This window comes from Flavobacterium phragmitis (assembly GCF_900112575.1).
Taxonomy (GTDB): domain Bacteria; phylum Bacteroidota; class Bacteroidia; order Flavobacteriales; family Flavobacteriaceae; genus Flavobacterium; species Flavobacterium phragmitis.
This window is the reverse complement of sequence record NZ_FOMH01000008.1, coordinates 135,331-154,459: the sequence shown is the minus strand read 5'-3', so window position 1 is coordinate 154,459 and position 19,129 is coordinate 135,331. Positions and strand designations below refer to the sequence as shown.

At 35.6% G+C, this 19,129-nt stretch carries 11 protein-coding genes; 8 read left to right on the top strand and 3 right to left on the bottom strand.

Going from position 1 to position 19,129, the window contains the following annotated elements; genetic code table 11:
- Positions 1 to 2: 2 nt before the first annotated feature.
- On the bottom strand, positions 3 to 7,418 hold the full coding sequence (locus tag BM289_RS15435; protein ID WP_091495125.1) for an RHS repeat-associated core domain-containing protein: 7,416 nt from the start codon (positions 7,416 to 7,418) through the stop codon (positions 3 to 5).
- A 10-nt stretch (positions 7,419 to 7,428) separates the two neighbouring features.
- Positions 7,429 to 7,881: a T9SS type A sorting domain-containing protein gene (locus BM289_RS15430; protein WP_091495123.1), complete on the bottom strand. Its 453-nt coding sequence runs from the start codon at positions 7,879 to 7,881 to the stop codon at positions 7,429 to 7,431.
- A 204-nt stretch (positions 7,882 to 8,085) separates the two neighbouring features.
- On the opposite strand from BM289_RS15430, the gene BM289_RS15425 reads away from it, so the two are divergent.
- The 7 genes from BM289_RS15425 (at position 8,086) to BM289_RS15390 (ending at position 17,336) form a co-directional block, all read left to right on the top strand.
- Complete coding sequence (locus tag BM289_RS15425; RefSeq protein WP_091495121.1) at positions 8,086 to 8,397, top strand: helix-turn-helix domain-containing protein; 312 nt, start codon at positions 8,086 to 8,088, stop codon at positions 8,395 to 8,397.
- A gap of 820 nt (positions 8,398 to 9,217) precedes the next feature.
- The gene (locus BM289_RS15415) at positions 9,218 to 10,309 is read left to right on the top strand and encodes an efflux RND transporter periplasmic adaptor subunit (RefSeq protein ID WP_091495117.1); all 1,092 of its coding nucleotides are present in this window, start codon (positions 9,218 to 9,220) and stop codon (positions 10,307 to 10,309) included.
- A gap of 49 nt (positions 10,310 to 10,358) precedes the next feature.
- A complete protein-coding gene (locus BM289_RS15410; protein ID WP_091495115.1) occupies positions 10,359 to 13,475 on the top strand; it encodes an efflux RND transporter permease subunit in 3,117 nt (1,038 codons plus the stop codon).
- A 189-nt stretch (positions 13,476 to 13,664) separates the two neighbouring features.
- Positions 13,665 to 15,143, top strand: a complete 1,479-nt coding sequence (locus tag BM289_RS15405) for a TolC family protein (protein WP_091495113.1) — start codon at positions 13,665 to 13,667, stop codon at positions 15,141 to 15,143.
- Between the two features lie 160 nt (positions 15,144 to 15,303).
- The gene (locus BM289_RS15400) at positions 15,304 to 15,864 is read left to right on the top strand and encodes a Crp/Fnr family transcriptional regulator (protein ID WP_091495111.1); all 561 of its coding nucleotides are present in this window, start codon (positions 15,304 to 15,306) and stop codon (positions 15,862 to 15,864) included.
- 253 nt (positions 15,865 to 16,117) lie between these two features.
- Positions 16,118 to 16,444: a DMT family transporter gene (locus tag BM289_RS15395; RefSeq protein WP_091495109.1), complete on the top strand. Its 327-nt coding sequence runs from the start codon at positions 16,118 to 16,120 to the stop codon at positions 16,442 to 16,444.
- A gap of 445 nt (positions 16,445 to 16,889) precedes the next feature.
- Complete coding sequence (locus BM289_RS15390; RefSeq protein WP_091495106.1) at positions 16,890 to 17,336, top strand: GNAT family N-acetyltransferase; 447 nt, start codon at positions 16,890 to 16,892, stop codon at positions 17,334 to 17,336.
- A gap of 3 nt (positions 17,337 to 17,339) precedes the next feature.
- On the opposite strand, the gene BM289_RS15385 is transcribed toward BM289_RS15390, so the two are convergent.
- The gene (locus BM289_RS15385; protein WP_091495104.1) at positions 17,340 to 18,203 is read right to left on the bottom strand and encodes a LysR family transcriptional regulator; all 864 of its coding nucleotides are present in this window, start codon (positions 18,201 to 18,203) and stop codon (positions 17,340 to 17,342) included.
- 257 nt (positions 18,204 to 18,460) lie between these two features.
- Between BM289_RS15385 and BM289_RS15380 the strand changes: the two genes are divergently transcribed.
- Positions 18,461 to 18,979 (top strand): GNAT family N-acetyltransferase, encoded by a 519-nt coding sequence (locus BM289_RS15380; protein WP_091495102.1) that lies wholly within the window; start codon positions 18,461 to 18,463, stop codon positions 18,977 to 18,979.
- Positions 18,980 to 19,129: the final 150 nt, after the last annotated feature.

Genomic DNA, 19,129 nt, shown 5'->3' with positions numbered 1-19,129 from the left:
CTTTATTTTTTAATTAAACCTAATTCACTGTAGGATGGCATACCGTGAACATATGCCGCTCCAATTGCGTAATTTACATAAGATGCATATGGAACTCTGCCTATCATATAAGCAAATTTGTATGCATAAAATTCTGAAACAGCCCATCCCGTTCTATCTCCATATTTTTGAGCAACTGCCCATCTAAACCCTAAATAATTAAATCTCGCATGACCCAACTCATGTAAAACAGTCTGTGCTAAATTTCTATAACTTGAAAACGAAGCCGCATAATATGTTATTGTCGAACTCTTATGATCGACTAAACTCAATTCAGTTAATGCCTCAGATTGGCCGTCTTTTGCATACATTTCTTTACTATAATAAGTCTTAGGATTACCCGATCTAGAAGCCCACTTTCTTAATACTGGCAAATTTAAAACTTCTTCCAAAGCTTCTGCTGTTACTGGAGCCTTATTATCAGCATTTTCTTTAAAAGTTTCATTAACTTCTTTATCTAGCTGATTCCCCTGAATTTTATGCATTGCATGATTCAGCCCACTAACAACAAGACCTGTCGCCGCTCCCTGCCAGAAATTACCACCTGTAAGTTGTGCACCAACACCACCTGAAACTGTACCAAAAGCAATTGTACCAAAGCCATTTACCATACCTGTAGCTCCACTTAATCCTTGGTGTATTGTTTCTGTTGTAACGCCATCGACTGTCTCTGTACTCATTCCTCCTCCCCATGCACTTGATGCAATGCTACTCAAAGCTCCAGCAGCAAAGCCACTCCAAAATTTACCGCCAGAAATGGCAGTCATACCACCTTGAAAAGTACCGTGTGCCACAGCCTGAAATGCAGCCTGAGAATAGAAATTGGTAAACAAACTTCCTGCCGCACTTCCAATACCGTAAGTTACCGCAGAACTTGCTGCTCCAACAAAAGTTGCTTTGACCAAACCGCCCACTGTGAACGGAACATCGGCAACTAATGCTGTTATAGTATAAGTTAATGCGGCAATAGTCGCACCAATTATCACAGCACCAGCAAATCCGATTATAACCTCTCCGCTAGGATCTGTATATTTCAACGGATTATTTAGAACATAAGCATATTTATTGTAATTCTGCGTATTGTAAGGTTCCTGTACATAATTATCCGGCTGCAGGAATCGATGGAGTTTCGGGTCATACAAACGGCCGTTCATATTAATAATCCCTATGCTCTGTAAATGCTCATGCCCTGTATAACCACGGTCTAGAACCGTTAAACCTGACAATGCATTACCGGAACCATCTTCGACTTTTATGATACTTCCCCAAGCATCAAAAAGTCGTTTTTCTACCACAGCACCATTTTGATCACTGATGGCAACAATAGTTCCCTGATAATCTCTATGCAAATATAAATAATTCTGAGCCGTTCCATTACTTTTTAAAACGACTGGAGCACTATAGCCATCACCACCAATATAGGTTAGAAATTCAGTTTCACCAGTGATTATGTTCTGTTTGATTTCCATACTGCCGTCTGCTGAATAATGCTTACGGTAAGGTCTTAACAGTTTTTCATTATCCAGACTTCCATAAAACATCGAACTTCTGTCATTTCCATCGTTATAAGTAAAACTTATTTTATCTACTCCTGTTTCTTCAATTTGTACAGGACTTTTAAAGGTATTATAGGTAATCATTTGTGTATTTCCAGTAGGTGGGAGTGGATCAGTTCTATCTACCTTAATATCATCAAACCATACAGTTCCATAGTTGCTGTCTAAGCGAACTTTCAACCTTTTTGTAGAAGCTGGAACCAAAATTGTTTTGCTAATTTTTGACCACTTCATTTCAGATTCGCCACCCACATTATCAACCTGAATATAATCACCAGTTCCACATTCATTTTTCGTATATAGTCCTATCGAGCCTTGCCCATTATATGTAAATATCCATGCTGATAGAGTATATTTTGTATCTGTTGTGTTATTGATATTAATCCACTTATCTGAATACACATAACATTTACTTGTAGTTTTATTGTCTATTTTTAATGAAACCTGCCCTCCATGAGCACCGCCAATCGAATAACTATGAAAATTGGTATTTGGATGTTTTTCTGTTCCCCATCCTGTCTGGCTTTCAGTTCCATCATTAAAAACTTCTGAAACATCAGTAGTAGGACTATCTAAATTTGCTTTATTTATTTGAACATCATCAAACCATACAGTTCCATAGTTGCTATCTAAACGAATCTTTATTTTTTTTGTATAAGCTGGGATTAAAATTGTTTTGCTAATTTTTGACCACTTCATTTCAGATTCGCCACCCACATTATCAAGCTGAATATAATCATTAGTTCCACATTCATTTTTTGCATATACCCCTATCTCGCTTTGCCCGCTATATGTAAATATCCATGCTGATAAAATATATTGAGTATCAACTGTATTATTAATATCAATCCATTTATCAGAATACACATAATATTTACTTGTTGTCTTATTGTCTAATTTTAATGAAACCTGCCCTCCATGAGCCCCACCAATCGAATAAGTATGAAAATTGGTATTTGGATATTTTTCTGTCCCCCACCCAGTTTTTTCTTCCATACCATCACTAAAAATCTCTTCAGTACTTGATACACCTCCTCTATTTTTATAATAATTTAATGCATCTGGACTTAATGTAATAGAATTATTCTGATAAGTTTTTCCTGTTACAGTATAATCATAAGTTCCTACATTGTTTTGGGTAATTCTTCCTTTGTCATCATAACTTTGTGTTTGTTGCTGTCCAAGCGCATTTTTATAAGTTAACAAACGGTCCAGCCCATCGTAGGTAAAACTTTCATTCCAGCTAAATAAATTGTTGGTTCTATTGGTCAAATTTCCTCTTTTGGGTTCAAACGTAGTAGTCAAGGTCATAACGTTCCCTGGGTTGGTAACCGTCCTGTCAAACTTAAACTGCGAAGCATAACCGTATTGATCGTAGGTATTGCTTATGGCAACTCCATTACCCACACTGGCACCTGTAAGCTGGCCTCTTTCGTTTAAAGAATTAGTTTGCCACAGTACCTGTTGTGTAGCATCGTCAAGAATTTGCCAGGCATAACCATTAGTATAGGTATGTTTTACTTTTTTTGAACTCGACTTTCCACTAATAGTAGCTGTCGAGGTTTCGGTTAAGGCACGTCCGTAAGTATCATAAGCAAGTTCTTTTGTAAAAACGGCATAAGGAGTACTTTCGGTTGTTTTGCTAATTCGTTTATAGCCGTCGTATTCAAAGGTATTGGTAATGGCATTCCCTTCAAGATTGTTGACAAACGAACTGCTAGTTACTAAATTGAATGCATTATAAGCATACGTTGTTTTGCTGTTGGTATTTGTGCCTATAATGGTTTTTTGAGTTGTTTTTCCTGCTGCATCATATTCATAGGAAGTGGTACCATTTGGTGTTGTTTCTGTTTTTATTTGTCCAAAAGCATCGTATGAGTAGGTATAAGTTCCCGAACTTGGGTCTGTCATGGCAATTTTATTGCCCCAGCCGTCTATAGAAATAGTAACTTTATTCCCCTGATAATCTGATTCTTTTAGTTGTCCGTTTGCATAATAAACAAAATTGATTGCGCCGCCCGGATCAGTAGTCTGCGTTTTATTCCCTAAAGCATCCACAGTAATGGTGGTTATTTTGCCATCGTCATTGCTGGTTGTGGTTAATCCTGAATAAGACAAAGTTTGTATTTTTCCGGTATGTGCAGTTACTTTTACTGGACGCATTAAATAATCGTATTCATAGGCTGTCCATTGACTTGGTGAAGTAAAATACGGCTGGCTTTCTTTAGTTTTTCGTCCCAAACCATCATATACAATTTGTTTAGAAACCATAGAATTTGCCGCAAAACCTTTGGTGCTGGTTATAACTGCCCTTCCTAAAACATCATATTGTGTTATAGTTTTTCCATCAGTATTATTAGTCGTAGTAGTTGTGTAACCGCCATTAGACAGCTTTGCATAAACAATTGAAGAGGTCAGTGATGTCGAGGCTGTATTTTGTGTTGCAGTAGTAATTAGTTTTCCCCAATTATCATAAGTATAACTATTTACAACTCCCAAATAATCTGTTGACTGGGTTACCTGGCCAAGTGTATTGTAAACAAAATTGGTCACAAAACCCTGATGATCTGTTTTTTTGATCACAAAACGTTTAGTTGCGTCATACTCATCTGTGATAGTTCTTGATGCAGGCGGTGTTGGTGCACCTGGAGCACTTACAGTTTTAGTCAATAAATTGCCCAAGGCATCATAGGTCATGTCTTCGATTATGGCATAAGTGCCGGTTCCTTTTTTCTCTGTTTTTGTCAAGTTTGCCCCACTATAACTATATACTTCCTCTGAGGTGCGAGTGTCTCCTGTATAAATAGTCGATGATGAATTGACTTTTTTAGGTCTTCCTACATAATAGGAACTGCCTGTTCCAGAAGGATTGTTTTCATATTGTGTATCTACTGTTATAGTGCCCTGCAATGCTGCTCCGCTAAAATTCTTGGTAATACTTTGAGCTTCTAAACCATAATAATTAGAGCTCTGTACTGTTCCATCGTATGTAAAAGTAGTTTCGGTCTTGACATTTGTTAAGTGGTCAATGGCAGTTTGAGAGCGCAATAAAATGTTATACACCTTTGATATTGGGTTTGTATAGCTATCAAAAATATTTGTTTTGGTACTTAGTAAATTGCTTGGCGTATCACTAAATACGGTGTTTGCATCAGTACTGCTCCAAATAATGGTGTTTGCCCCACGATAATTTGCATCATTATACTGAGTAGTCCAAATCTTGGAATCTGAAGATGATAAATACCAACTGCTTCTTGTGGTATGGGTGAAACCAACTGTACCATAAACAAAATTAGAAACAAAACCTCTATACCTAAAATCCTGGTATTTAGAAACTCCGTTTATTGTAGCAGTAAGTTTTGAAACCAGATAACTGTCTGAATTTCTTATAATTTCTATATTAGGATAAGTTACGGCATTTTCTGAAGAATAAAAATCAGTTGACGCATTGCCTAAACTTGCACCTTCTGCCTGCATTGGCTTATACTCTATAGTCTGTTTTATATTTCCATTAGATTCTGTAACTGTTACTAATCTGTTGTCTGTATCAAGATTTTTATTGAACTGGTAATATTCAATTTTATTGTAATGGCCTCGAACTACAACCAATTCGCTGTTAGCTCCATCGTATTTATAATTGGATACGATTGGAATGGGAATATCTGGGGAACCAGATTCATATGTTCCAGAATCATAAGTTAATGGAAAACCAGATGCGTCTGTTTTGCCAATATTATTTGTAAATCCCGTAACTCTCCACTGGGTATCGTGATTATTGATAGTCCAGCTTGCCTTAAAATATTTGCGCCAAACCCTTACCAAATCTGATTTACCATCTCCGTTAATATCAATTGCATAATAATTACTCCAATGTCTTTGAGTATTATAATCGGAACCTGTATCTGGCCTGTATTCTACAATATTTAATGTTTCTTTAAAGAAAAAATCTCCACCAGCCGGTTTTGGATTTGCATAATAAATATTCCATTCGGTTTGACCTTCACCTCCTTCTGAAGTCGGCAGCATAATATCTGTTTTACCATCACCATTAAAGTCTCCAAAAAGTATTTGCTTTGTATGGGAATAATTAGAAAGAGTTCCATAACCAATTCTATTAACTTCTATTGCACCGGATGGCGACTTATTTATTTCAACAATAGAATACTGTCCGTGCTGATTTATATTTATGATATCCGATTTTCCATCGCCATTCAAATCCGCAACATATCGTTTTCCAGTTGCGCAGATATAATAGGAATCTCCCTGTAGCACCGTTGAAGCACCTGTAGAGAGATAAGCCAATCTAGCCTCTCTCCTATAATCACTATTAGTATTAGAATAAAGCCTCCAATAGCCACCCTCAGAATAACCACTCGAATTAATGTATACTTCCCAAACTAAACGTTCATCTTTAGATAATATCAATACTTCGGAAATCCCATCCCCATCAAAATCTCCAGATAAATATTCGTTGTTTCTAGAGTCTTGTGGAGGAGCTACAGGAGGAACATAATTTTCATCTTCATCCTTATACGAAGGATCAATAAAAATAGTGTTATCAAAAGTAATTGTTTGGACAGTGGAGGAAGTTAAACCTGTATAATTTAAATTACTATCAACAATATTATAGGCTATAAACTGAATTTGTGAATTGCTTGCAACCGGCTCGATAATGGAGTGAAATTGATTTATTTTGTAATTTTGCTTTATCGTTGCTGGAAATATTAGAGTTGGTCTAATTGTGGGGAAATTTATCCCTGAGTTGCCTGTATTTCCTGTAAACAAGTTTGTGAAAATTTTTTTGTCCGCTACAAAGTCTAATCTACCATCACCGTCAAAATCACCAGCTATATCAACTTTATCAAAAGCAAGATTGTTTACATAGGTTTTTTCAATTCTTTCTTCATTTGCAGGACTAGAAGCATAAGTAAATGTCACAGGATTTGATTCCTCCATTTGAGCATTTATTTCCTGAATACTTTTTACTCTTTCATACCCTAATTTTACATCTTCATAATGCTTCAATTGATATGTTCTGAAAAGACTATTGCTTGCATATACTTTTATATTGTCTAATATTTGTGTTGCATAAACTGCCTGTCCTTTTAGATAATCTCTTTCAATACGTTTCGCATTTCTATAATTGAATGCAATTTTATTCTGTGCAGCAATTCCTGTCGAATTATTCCCGCTAAAGGTTATCGTATCGATATACAGCTGGTTTGTATTATTGTAAGCTACCGTTTTATAATTATAATCTATAAAATTTTCATTAACATCTTCATAGTGCACAATGTGCCAAGAATTCAGAGAAACAGAATTCTGCAGACTGCCAGCCCCTTTGGAGCCATACCAGCTTCTTGATCCATCTGGAGCTGTAACTATAAAATACATTATCGCACCTTCAATCTTAAGTTCTATTTTTGTGTTGCTTTTATACTCTGTTTCATAAGTAGAACCGCTTGCCCAGTAGGTTCCGGTCTTAATTAATAAACGCTGGCCATCTAAAGCCAGTTTATCGTTATCATCAAAATCGACTCCATCTACAAAACCATCAATATCACGACGAGTTGCAATGCGACTGATAGCTGAAATACTGTTTATACTCCAGCCCTGTCCAGCTATACCTCCTCTCACTCCACTGTTGTAAACAAGATTTATAATTGGAGCAACGCTTTTAATACTTGGAGGAACAGCAATTGGCAGTGTGTAAACTGCTGTTCCTGAAGACGAAATCTGTAATTCTCCTTTGGTATCTGTAAAATTTTGAGAATAAATGTAAGGTGTAACTAAAACTAGAATAAATAAATAAAACTTCTTCATAATCCCTTTCTTATTGCTTAATAATTTTTATAGTCTTTTCTCCGCCATCCTTATAAGAAAGCAAAATCAAATAAACACCTGTTGGATACTGCTGAAAAGGGATACTCAAATTATTTACACTAGAGCCAATCTGAAAATCTCGTAACATCTGTCCTGTCATAGAATATACACGAACAGCCATCACATAGTTTTCCTGCACCAGCTGCCACTGCAGGTACAGTTCTTCTTTTACAGGATTTGGATAATAAGAGATTACATCCTCTGGTGAGAATTTCAGCAGATCGTCTTCGGTTAAAGATTCGATTTCTTTAATTTCTTTCGCAGACTTTGCAGATGAACTGCATCCCGAAATACACAACTCTCTTTGATATTGATTTCCAGCAGTATCATAAGTAAACAAAACTTTATTTTGTGCCTGAAAATAAAAAGGCATCAGTAATAATAAGTGTAAAATATATTTCATAATTAGTTTGGTTAGATGGTTAGTCTTTTTTTTAATCAACTTATAAACAGTAATTAATGGTTTTGCACATGTAAGTGTTTATGTTTTTAATAAAAATCTTTCATTTTCATATAACGCAAACATATTTATATAAGTTAAATATTGTTAATTAAAACAAAATATTATATATTCGTTTTTAACTAATCGTTTTAAAAATATGTTGTCATGGGTGTTGGATTTAAAATCAAGAAACTAAGAGAGTCAAGAAATTTAACGCAGGAACAATTGGCCATACAATTAGACATTTCGCAAAGTGAGTTGTCCAAGATTGAAAATGGAAAAGCCAAAAAAATCGATTTTCATCTGATGGGGAAAGTCTGTGCTTTTTTTAATAAAGATTTTGTTTATTTTCAGGAGAAGCAGGATCCGGCAAAAATTCTGGACAACTTTAATATTGATATTTCAACTGAAAAAATTCTGGATGAATTAAGCAGAATATCAAACGAGTACAAGAAGAAATTAAATGATGCTGAATAAAACTGGTAGTAAATTTTTAAAAAATAGCAAATCTCCATTTACAAAGTCCAATTATAAAGCTCTTAAAAAATTAAAACCCTAAAAATCAACTTCGATTATTATCAAACCTTTAATTTTAAACGGTTTTTAGAAAATTTTAAGATTCCTTACTTTTCAAAATAGTATATTTGACGCACTAAACGCGACTTAAATTCGAAATTTTCAGCAACAAAAACTAATTACTATTTTACTATAAATGAAACCTAGCAAGTTCATATATATCGTTTTACTGTCGTTACTTTCTTTTTTTAGAGGTACCGAAAAGTATACGCTACCTATTGAACTGAATCCTTGCATTACGCTGGATAGTGTGGAAGCTGACGATGTACTGCACTTTTCTTCCGATTTTTCTACCTCAAAAACTATTGATCTTCATTGTATAGCCAAAAAGAAGATTAAAGGCAGAGCGACTACTTTAGAGCAAAGTACCATCAGGGCTCCTTATTTTAGTAATTTAATCAACTTCAAGCTTTATAAAAATAGCTTAATCTATGGTATAGCTTCAATATACCAGATTCAAAGACACACTCATCTTCACTTATATCAATTATTCTAGATTGTAATTTTTTAGTGTTTTTATGTTTTCAGAAAATCATTCTGAACGAATCTTTCGTTTGCCTAAATGAGGTATTCGGTTATAAAAACATTTCTTAAAAACGGTGCTTCAAGAAACAGAAAAGCAACCAAAAACATTTCTGTTTATTTTATCCAAAATCATTCAAACTTCCTGTAAATAAGCAAGGAAGAACACCTATTTTATCTAAATTTTACAAATCTAATTATGAATATCTATAAAAATACATTCCTATTGTTTTCTTTGTCCCTGTTCGTTTTAGTCTCGTGCGGCGATAAATCAAAAAAGAATTCCGACAATATCAAAACGCTTCCTGTTTACAAAGTTACCCTAAAAGACACTGTAGTTTCGAGCAAGTTTGTTGCCGATGTACATGCCAAAAATAATGTAGAAATACACGTAAGAATTCCTGGTTTACTAGACAAAGTGTATGTAAGCGAAGGACAAAAAGTAAAAAAGGGACAAATCTTATTCAAAATAAGCGATGTCGAACTTCAAATACAACTCCTAAAAGCTGAAGCCGTTTTTAAAAGTGCAAAAGCCGATTTAAGAATTGCAACGGTAGAATTGGAACAAGCTCAAACGCTTTTCAATAAAAAAGTAATTGCTGATAAAGAATTAGAATTATCTAAAGCAAAACATGAAGCTGCTTCGGCAAAATTGGCTCATGCTGCCGCAGAAAAAAAAGCCATCGATCAGCAGATTAGTTTTACCACGATCCGTGCCCCTTTTGATGGTACGGTTGACCGAATTCCGTTTAAAGAAGGAAGTTTGGTAGAAAACGGTTCGTTGCTGACAACCGTTTCACAACTGGACGACGTTTATGCTTATTTCTCTATTCCTGAGAATACTTATTTCCAAATGATGGAAGATAAAACCCTTCATACACAAGGTGATATTAAACTCGTATTACCAAACGGAATGGTGTACGATCAAAAAGGAGAATTGAGAACTGCCGATGGAGAAATCGACAGACAAACCGGTTCTATTCAATACAAAGCAAAATTTCACAATCCGCAAGGATTTATCAAACACGGAACTTCGGGTAAACTGATTATTTCAGAACCAAAGAAAAATGTCGTGTTGATTCCCCAGAAAGCAGTTTTTTCTATTCAGGACAAACAATATGTATTTCTGGTACAAAAAGATGGAGTAGTTAAAATGACTAATGTAAGCATTGAAAGCACTCTTGATGATGTGTACATCTTAAACGATGGACTAAAAAGCGATGACCTTATTGTTCAGGAAGGCACGCAGTCATTAAGAGACGGAGATAAAATCAACATCAAACAAATGTAGGTTTTAGGCTTATTAGCAGTTATTTAATTATTTATCTAAAAAAAATCCAATGATAGAGTTATTTATCAAAAGAAAAATATTGTCATTAATCATCTCGGTTATGATAGTACTTTTGGGATTACTGGCGTTGTTCCAGCTTCCCATAACACAATTCCCCGACATTGTACCGCCGTCTGTTACGGTAACAGCAAAATATACTGGTGCTAACGCAGAAGTTTCAGCAGATGCCGTTGCACTTCCATTAGAAAGAGCCATCAATGGTGTGCCGGGAATGACGTATATGTCAACCGTAACTTCCAACGATGGTTTAACACTTATTCAGGTTTTCTTTGAAGTAGGAACCGATCCCGATCTGGCCGCCGTAAACGTTCAGAACAGAGTAACCACGATTCTGGACGAACTTCCCGAAGAAGTAATTCGTGCCGGAGTCACCACCGAAAAAGAGGTAAACAGTATGTTGATGTACTTAAATATTACGAGTACAGATAAAACTCAGGACGAGCAGTTTATCTTCAACTTTACCGATATTAATATTCTACAGGAATTAAAACGTATTGATGGTGTCGGTCGTGCCGAAATCATGGGACAAAAAGAATATTCGATGCGTGTCTGGCTGGATCCGCAAAAGATGCTTTCTTATAATATTTCAGCAAACGAAGTCATTAATTCGCTTCAAAAACAAAACATTTCCGCCGCTCCGGGTAAAGTCGGCGAAGGTTCAGGACAATTGAATAATGAGTTACAATATGTAATCAAATACGGCGGGAAATTCTTCCAGCCAAAACAATACGAAGAAATCGCTTTAAGAGCCAATCCAGACGGAACAATCTTAAGATTAAAAGACATATCCAACATCGAATTTGGAGCCATGAGTTACGGAATGGTTTCTAAAACCGACGGGAAACCTTCTGCTTCGATTATGTTGAAACAACGTCCGGGTTCTAACGCTTCTGAAGTAATTGCGAGCGTAAAAGCAAAAATGGCTGAATTGAAAGATTCTTCTTTTCCTCCGGGAATGGAATTTAATATTGCTTATGACGTTTCCCGTTTTCTTGATGCTTCGATTCATGAAGTAATCCGAACATTAATTGAAGCGTTTATTCTGGTAGCTTTTGTGGTTTTCATCTTCCTGCAAGATTGGAGATCTACTTTGATTCCTGTATTGGCAGTTCCTGTCGCGCTTATTGGTTCGTTTACTTTTATGTCGATGATGGGATTCTCCATCAACTTATTGACACTTTTTGCCTTAGTACTTTCCATCGGAATTGTTGTGGATAACGCCATTGTCGTCGTCGAAGCCGTTCACGTTAAAATATCTGAAGAACATATGTCGCCAATGGACGCTACTATCAGCGCCATGAAAGAAATCACAGGAGCGGTAATTGCGATTACCATTGTCATGGCTGCGGTATTTATTCCAGTAGCGTTTTTGAGCGGTCCAGTTGGGGTTTTCTACAGGCAGTTCTCTTTAACAATGGCCATTAGTATCGTGATTTCGGGAGTTAACGCGCTTACCCTTACTCCTGCCCTTTGTGCCATTATGCTGAAAGCACATGATCCAAACAAAGAAAAGAAATCATTAATCGATCGCTTTTTCCACAGATTCAATCATTGGTTTGACAATGTAACTTCAAAATACATTAAAGTCTTGGTAAAATTTGCTGATCGAGGTGCTGTAACTATTGGATTATTAGTGCTATTTTGTTTCCTAACTTGGGGAACAAGCAAGTTTTTGCCTTCAGGATTTATTCCGTCTGAAGATCAGGGAATGGTCTATGTGAGTGTTACAACGCCACAAGGAGCAACCGTTGAACGTACCGAAAAAGTATTAGACGAAGTAACCAAAATTGCAAAAGGAATTAAAGGAGTTGATAATGTTACGACTCTTGCCGGATACAGCATTGTAACTGAAATTGCCGGAGCATCATATGGTATGGGAATGATCAACTTAAAAGACTGGAGTGATCGTGATATTTCTGTAACCGATTTTATTGCTCAGCTTGGCGAAAAAACAAAAGGAATTACGGATGCTCAAATCGAGATTTTTGCACCGCCAACGGTTCCTGGTTTTGGTAATACAAGCGGTTTTGAGCTTCGATTATTAGATAAATCCGGAGGAAGTATTACGAATACAGATGAAGTGACCAAAAACTTCATTAAAGAATTAAATGCTTCGCCTGAAATTCAGAACTCTTTTACCAGTTTTGATGCTACTTTTCCGCAGTATTTAATTCATATTGATTATGATTTGGCAGCCAAAAAAGGAATTTCTGTAGACAATGCCATGGCGACTTTACAGACAATGTTAGGATCTTTTTATGCGACCAACTTTATCCGTTTTTCTCAAATGTATAAAGTAATGGTTCAGGCAAGTCCGCAGTTTAGAAAAAATCCGGAAAGTATTTTGGATATGTATCTGAAAAATGAAGCGGGCGAAATGGTTCCGTTCTCTACTTTTATCAAACTGGAAAGAGTATATGGGCCAGAAGTTTTAACACGTTACAACATGTACATGTCGGCTATGATTAACGGAGAACCTGCCGAAGGTTACAGTTCCGGAGAAGCAATTGCAGCTGTAGAAAGAATTGCTGCAGAAAAACTGCCAAGCCGTTTTGAAGTGGAATGGTCTGGTATGACCCGTGAAGAGATTCTGTCTGGTAACCAAACAATATACATTTTTGCGCTTTGTATACTATTTGTATACTTATTACTTGCCGCACAATACGAAAGTTTATTACTTCCTTTTCCAGTATTATTAAGTCTTCCAGTTGGTGTTTTTGGTTCCTATTTGGCATTGGTTGCTGTTGGTTTAGACAATAATATTTATGCACAGGTAGCGCTCGTCATGCTGATTGGTCTACTCGCCAAAAATGCCATTCTGATTGTGGAATTTGCTATGGCACAGAATAAAATCGGACGTGATATTGTCGAAGCCGCAATTGAAGGCGCAAGGCTTCGTTTCAGACCTATTTTGATGACTTCTTTTGCTTTTATTTCTGGGTTGATTCCACTATGTATCGCTACAGGTGCGGGTGCTGTAGGTAACCGTTCTATTGGTACGGCTGCTGCGGGCGGAATGTTGATTGGAACTGTGTTTGGTTTGGTGATTATTCCAGGACTTTACATCGTATTTGCCAAACTTGAAAAACGAATGAGCAAATCTTAATTGCGTAATTTTTAAATACATAGAATCATAGAATTTAGATAATCTGAAAAGGCGTTTCACTAGCATAAATACACATAGCTATGTGTTAGAAACTAGTTTCTTTCAACACCCTTATCCATAAGAAAAAATCTATGTTTCTATGTGTTTAATGAAAATTTTACGCAAAGGATTGATAAATAAATATAAACAATGAAAGAGATATTAAATCCATATAAAATTTTGAATCAGAATAAGATTAGTGCTTTTGTTTTAACCGGAACGCTTCTTTTAACAGCATGTTCTGCACCTAAAGTCAGTGATAAACTGACTGTTGCAAAACTTCCGGAACAATTTGATGCCAAACGAACTTCTGATACTTCTAAACCTTTTATTCCGCTCAAAACGGAAACCTATTTTAAAGATCCAAAACTGGAGCAGTTATTAAAAAAAGCTGTGGCTCAAAATCCTGATTATTTAATAATGCAGGAACGTATTTTGATTGCCAATTCGCATTTAAAAGTCGCGAAAATGGCACTGCTTCCTTCTTTAGATCTTGCGGCAGATGTTTCAGGAACGCATTACGGAAAATATACGATGGACGGTGTTGGAAATTACGATACCAACTTCTCGCAGAATATTACCGAAAAACAAAGAATAAACGAAGACGTCACTCCTAACCTATTTTTAGGTGGAAAAGTCTCTTGGGAGGCTGATATCTGGGGAAAACTAAGCAACCGCAAAAAAGCGGCACAACAGCGTTTTTTTGCATCACAGCAAGGAATGAGACTTTTGCAGACCAGACTTTTAAGCGATATTGCCGATTTGTATTTTAAATTGATTGCACTAGACAAACAAGCGGCAATTTACGACAACAACCTTAAAACTCAAGAAAGAGCATTGGAAATTGTTTCGGCACAGAGATCGGTTGGAAAGGCTACAGAATTAGCAGTACAACAATTTAATGCTCAAAATAATAATATTCACGCCGAAGCTTCGGAACTAAAATTAAGCATTGATCAAACGGAAAAAGCTTTATTGACACTTTTGGGACAATACGGAGGAACTGTTGAGAGAAGCAGTGATTTCTTGGCAGGTCATTTAGAAGTTTTAAATCAACAGATAAGTGTCGATTCTATTATTCACAAAAGACCGGATGTTTCAGAGGCTTATTTCGAATTATTGGCCAGCAACGCCGATGCAAAATCAGCCAGAGCAGCCTTTTTCCCGACTGTAAATTTAGGTGGTTATGCAGGTTTCAACTCGTTTTCTTTCAACACTATTTTTGATGCAGGATCTTTTGCGTGGCAGATTCTTGGTGGATTAACAGCTCCCGTTTTTAATAAAGGACAAATCAAACAAGAATATTACGTTTCGAACAGAAAACAAGAGATTTCGTTTCTGCAGTATCAAAATGCGGTTACGACAGCTTATAACGAATTGAGCGCTTTATTGCATAGAAATGAAGCTTTTGAAGAGGTTTTGAAATATAAAACCAACGAAATTGATCATTTAGAAATTGCTGTAAATGTTTCGAACGATTTATATTTAAGCGGTTATGCCAATTATCTGGAAATCATTAATGCACAGAAAAACAAACTGCAGGCAGAACTTGATTTTGTAGATATTCAGCTGAAAAATGCAAACTCTCAGGTGTTGCTTTACAAAGCTTTAGGCGGTGGCATTAATTAGGTTTATTTATTGGTCAAAAAAAATTGTCTCTTATCACAGCTCATCAAGAATGCAATTTTTATATCCCATTTGTTTTCGCAAATGGGATTTTTTTTTTGACAAAATTTTCTGTTCCCCATAGCAACTCTTATCTTTATTCTAAATTTATAAAATACCGAAAATGGATATTTCCACAATTCTTGACAACATCTACAAACTGCCAGAACAATCCCGACTTACGCTGCAAAACAATATCACAGAAATTGCTTTCCAGAAAGGACATATATTATTAAAAGCCAATAAAGTAGAATCGAATATTTATTTGATAAAAAAGGGATTAGTTAGAGCATTTGTCGATCGTGATAACGAAGTTACGTTTTGGTTTGGAAAAGAAGGAGAAACAATCCTTTCGATGAAAAGTTATGTGGAGGAACAACCAGGATATGAAAGCATCGAACTTTTGGAAGACTGTGAATTATATGAATTAAAAACAGAAAATCTTCGGAAACTATTCGAACAAGACGTTCATATTGCCAACTGGGGAAGAAAATTTGCCGAAAAAGAATTAATAAAAACCGAAGAACGATTGATTTCGAAACAATTCAAAAATGCTTCTGAACGATATCTCGAATTAATGAAAGATCATCCTGAATTGCTTCAAAGAGTTCAGTTAGGACATATTGCCTCTTATCTTGGTATTACCCAAGTCAGCCTCAGTAGAATTCGTGCAGAATTGAAATAACTTTTTTGAGAACCTTCTTTCAATTCCCTCTTTTAGTCTGTAATAAAATCTGAATAAATCTGCTTAAATCTTTTAAAATCTGCTTGAAACACTTATTACATTAATTTTTTTTCACGCAGATTTACACAGATCCAAGCAAATTAAAGTAGATTTATCTGTTGAACAAAACAGATTAAAATAATTTCATTTTTTATCATTTGTTAAATTTTTTCTGCATTTCAAAAAGGAACTTTGCACCATAAAATTTAACTCTATGAACTGGATTATTCTAATCATTGCGGGGCTTTTTGAAGTAGCCTTCGCATCATGTCTTGGAAAAGCAAAAACAACAACTGGAACAGAAATGTATTATTGGTATATTGGTTTCTTCATATCACTAACTATTAGTATGCTTTTATTAATGAAAGCAACTGAAACATTACCACTAGGAACAGCTTATGCCGTCTGGACAGGAATTGGTGCTGTTGGAACTGTTTTAGTTGGTATTTTTATATTTAAAGAACCAGCTGCTTTCTGGAGATTGTTCTTCTTAGCTACTCTGGTTGGTTCTATTGTAGGTTTAAAGGCGGTTTCTCATTGATTTTTTCTTTTAAACACATAGAAACATAGACTTTTTTTAATAGTAGGAACTTATAAAAGAAGACTAAGAAAACAAGTTTTCACACATAGTTTTTTCTGTTTCTGTATGTTCAACTTATAAGCGCCACACAGTTTGTCATTCCGAGGAACGAGGACACGAGCGATAGCGAACTGGCGAAGCAATCACACTCGGGATTCGACAAAGATTGACGATTTTCTTTGCGGAGTTTCTAGTGTGATTCCTCGTTCCTCAGAATGACAAATTGTACGTAAAACTTTGACAAAGTTCTTCAAATCAAAAATAGATAAATAAGCGAAATACAACATTTTGCTTTTCTTTGCCTCAAACTTATTAATGCATTTTCAGCATCACATGATAAAAAAATAGCATTTTACTACATTATTCTCTCTTCTATCTTTGTCATCAAATAAAGATTAATTAAAACATGACATTCAGCCATTCTATTAAATCATTTGATGAATTAACCAATCACGAAATGTATGCTATGCTTCGTTTAAGAAGTGAAGTTTTTGTGGTAGAACAAAACTGTCCTTATCAGGATCTAGACAACAAAGACCAAAAAGGTTTTCACTTACTATATTGTGTTGATAATGAATTGGCAGGCGTAACCCGCTTGCTACCTAAAGGAATATCTTATCAAGAAATTTCGATAGGAAGAGTTGTAATTGCTCAAACGCATCGCGGATTAGGTTTAGGCGTAAAACTAATGGAAGCTTCTATCACAGGTTGTGAAGAAAAATTTGGAAAAGGTGCGATACGAATTAGTGCACAATATCATTTATCTAAATTCTACCAGTCACTTGGATTTGCAGAACAAGGAGAAGTCTATGACGAAGATGGAATTCCGCATATCTCCATGCTGAGAGCTTAGAGATTACGGAATAATCAATTTTAAAACATTGGCTAATACAGGATTATGGTCTTCTATTCTCCAATTGATATACAGATCAGTTTCCAGAGGCAAAGTGATAAATCGGATTCCTGATATTTCATGAAAAACATAAGAATCCGGCAGAATAGCAATTCCAAGGCCTTTTCGAACCAAAGCAATAATTGCTGATCCAAATTCAGAATGAAGATAAACCTCTGGAGCATTTTCAAAAGAATTGAATAATCGCTGAATCAAATCGCTGTAACTGCTGCCTTCATCGTTTGTTGGTAATATGAATTTCTGAGAAGCAAGTGTCTCTTTTGTCAGATCTTGAGGTGTTCGATACGGATGATTCTCGGGTACAACTATAGCGAGATGATCGGTATGGATTTTTTCGGAATGAATATCTTTTGCAGTATTAATATCTCTGGTAATCGCTAAATCAATTTTATAATTACGAAGGTATTCCTGCTGATTTTCATACAATACCTGAACCAGTTTGATTTTTAGTTTCGGAAAAGCATCGGAAATACGAGATAAAATATCAGGCATCAGCGAAGCAGAAATAGAATCAGGATGCGCAATGGTAATGGTGCCGCTCTCACCCAACTGAATCTGTCGAGCTGATTGATGAATGTATTCAAGTTTACTCAGTTCTACCTCCCATTTTTCTTTTAGAAATTGGCCGGCAGCTGTAAGTTTGACATTGCGTTTATTTCGTTCAAACAATTGAACACCAAGCTGATTCTCTAAAGACTGAATCTGACGACTCAAAGCTGACTGCGTGATATTCATTTTTCCGGCTGTATTCCAGAAATGAAGTTCACGAGATAAGGCTAAAAAATATTTAATTTGCTGTAAATCCATTGATGCAATTTACGCATTTATTAGAAGATAATATCCTGTTAGGCGCATCAAAAAAATGAAACACACAGAAAACATAGTTTTCTTGTGTGTAAAAAGAAATCAAAAGAAACAAGTTTCCACACATAGCTAAACTATGTGAATTTCAAACAAATGAAACGCCTTTTAATGTTAGTAAAATCTATGTTTCTATGTGTTTAAAATTAACTGCACATAACAAATCACACAAAAATAAGTTCTCATTCATTAAATAATAAAAAATGAATTCATTAGAAATAAAAAAAGCGACTGTAAAAGATTTAAATGTCCTTCAATTCATTGGAAGACAAACTTTTTCAGAAACATTCGCAGAAGTGAACAGCGAAGAAAATATGATCAAATATCTGGAAGAAAGTTTCGCTACCGAAAAATTAACAGCAGAATTGAATAATCCAAATTCGTATTTCTATTTAGCTGTTTTAGAAAATAAGGTGATTGGTTATTTAAAGCTAAATACCAGCAACGCACAAACTGAGAAACAAGCTGCTGATGCACTTGAAATCGAACGCATTTATGTTGCGAAAGAATTTCATGGCAAAAAAGTGGCGCAAGCGCTTTATGCGCAAGCTTTGCAAACTGCCGAAAAGCTGAAAGCAACTTATATTTGGCTTGGGGTTTGGGAAAAGAATTTTAGAGCAGTAAGTTTTTATACAAAAAATGGCTTTGTTCAATTTGATACCCATATTTTTCGTCTGGGCGACGATGAACAAACTGATTTATTGATGAAAAAGACTTTGTAAACTATGCAGCTAAGTTTAAGCGTGTAGTTTACAGGAATGACAAACTATCAACAGAACTTTGTCAAAGTTTGAAACTTTGACAAAGCTATTAAAATCATTTTTTTTACACACAGTCCCCACAATCTTGTCATTCCGAGGAACGAGGAATCA

Bases quoted from the DNA above. Each gene is read 5' to 3' on its own strand.
- BM289_RS15435 (WP_091495125.1), bottom strand. From the start codon at position 7,418: ATGAAGAAGTTTTATTTATTTATTCTAGTTTTAGTTACACCTTACATT.
- BM289_RS15430 (WP_091495123.1), bottom strand. From the start codon at position 7,881: ATGAAATATATTTTACACTTATTATTACTGATGCCTTTTTATTTTCAG.
- BM289_RS15425 (WP_091495121.1), top strand. From the start codon at position 8,086: ATGGGTGTTGGATTTAAAATCAAGAAACTAAGAGAGTCAAGAAATTTA.
- BM289_RS15415 (WP_091495117.1), top strand. From the start codon at position 9,218: ATGAATATCTATAAAAATACATTCCTATTGTTTTCTTTGTCCCTGTTC.
- BM289_RS15410 (WP_091495115.1), top strand. From the start codon at position 10,359: ATGATAGAGTTATTTATCAAAAGAAAAATATTGTCATTAATCATCTCG.
- BM289_RS15405 (WP_091495113.1), top strand. From the start codon at position 13,665: ATGAAAGAGATATTAAATCCATATAAAATTTTGAATCAGAATAAGATT.
- BM289_RS15400 (WP_091495111.1), top strand. From the start codon at position 15,304: ATGGATATTTCCACAATTCTTGACAACATCTACAAACTGCCAGAACAA.
- BM289_RS15395 (WP_091495109.1), top strand. From the start codon at position 16,118: ATGAACTGGATTATTCTAATCATTGCGGGGCTTTTTGAAGTAGCCTTC.
- BM289_RS15390 (WP_091495106.1), top strand. From the start codon at position 16,890: ATGACATTCAGCCATTCTATTAAATCATTTGATGAATTAACCAATCAC.
- BM289_RS15385 (WP_091495104.1), bottom strand. From the start codon at position 18,203: ATGGATTTACAGCAAATTAAATATTTTTTAGCCTTATCTCGTGAACTT.
- BM289_RS15380 (WP_091495102.1), top strand. From the start codon at position 18,461: ATGAATTCATTAGAAATAAAAAAAGCGACTGTAAAAGATTTAAATGTC.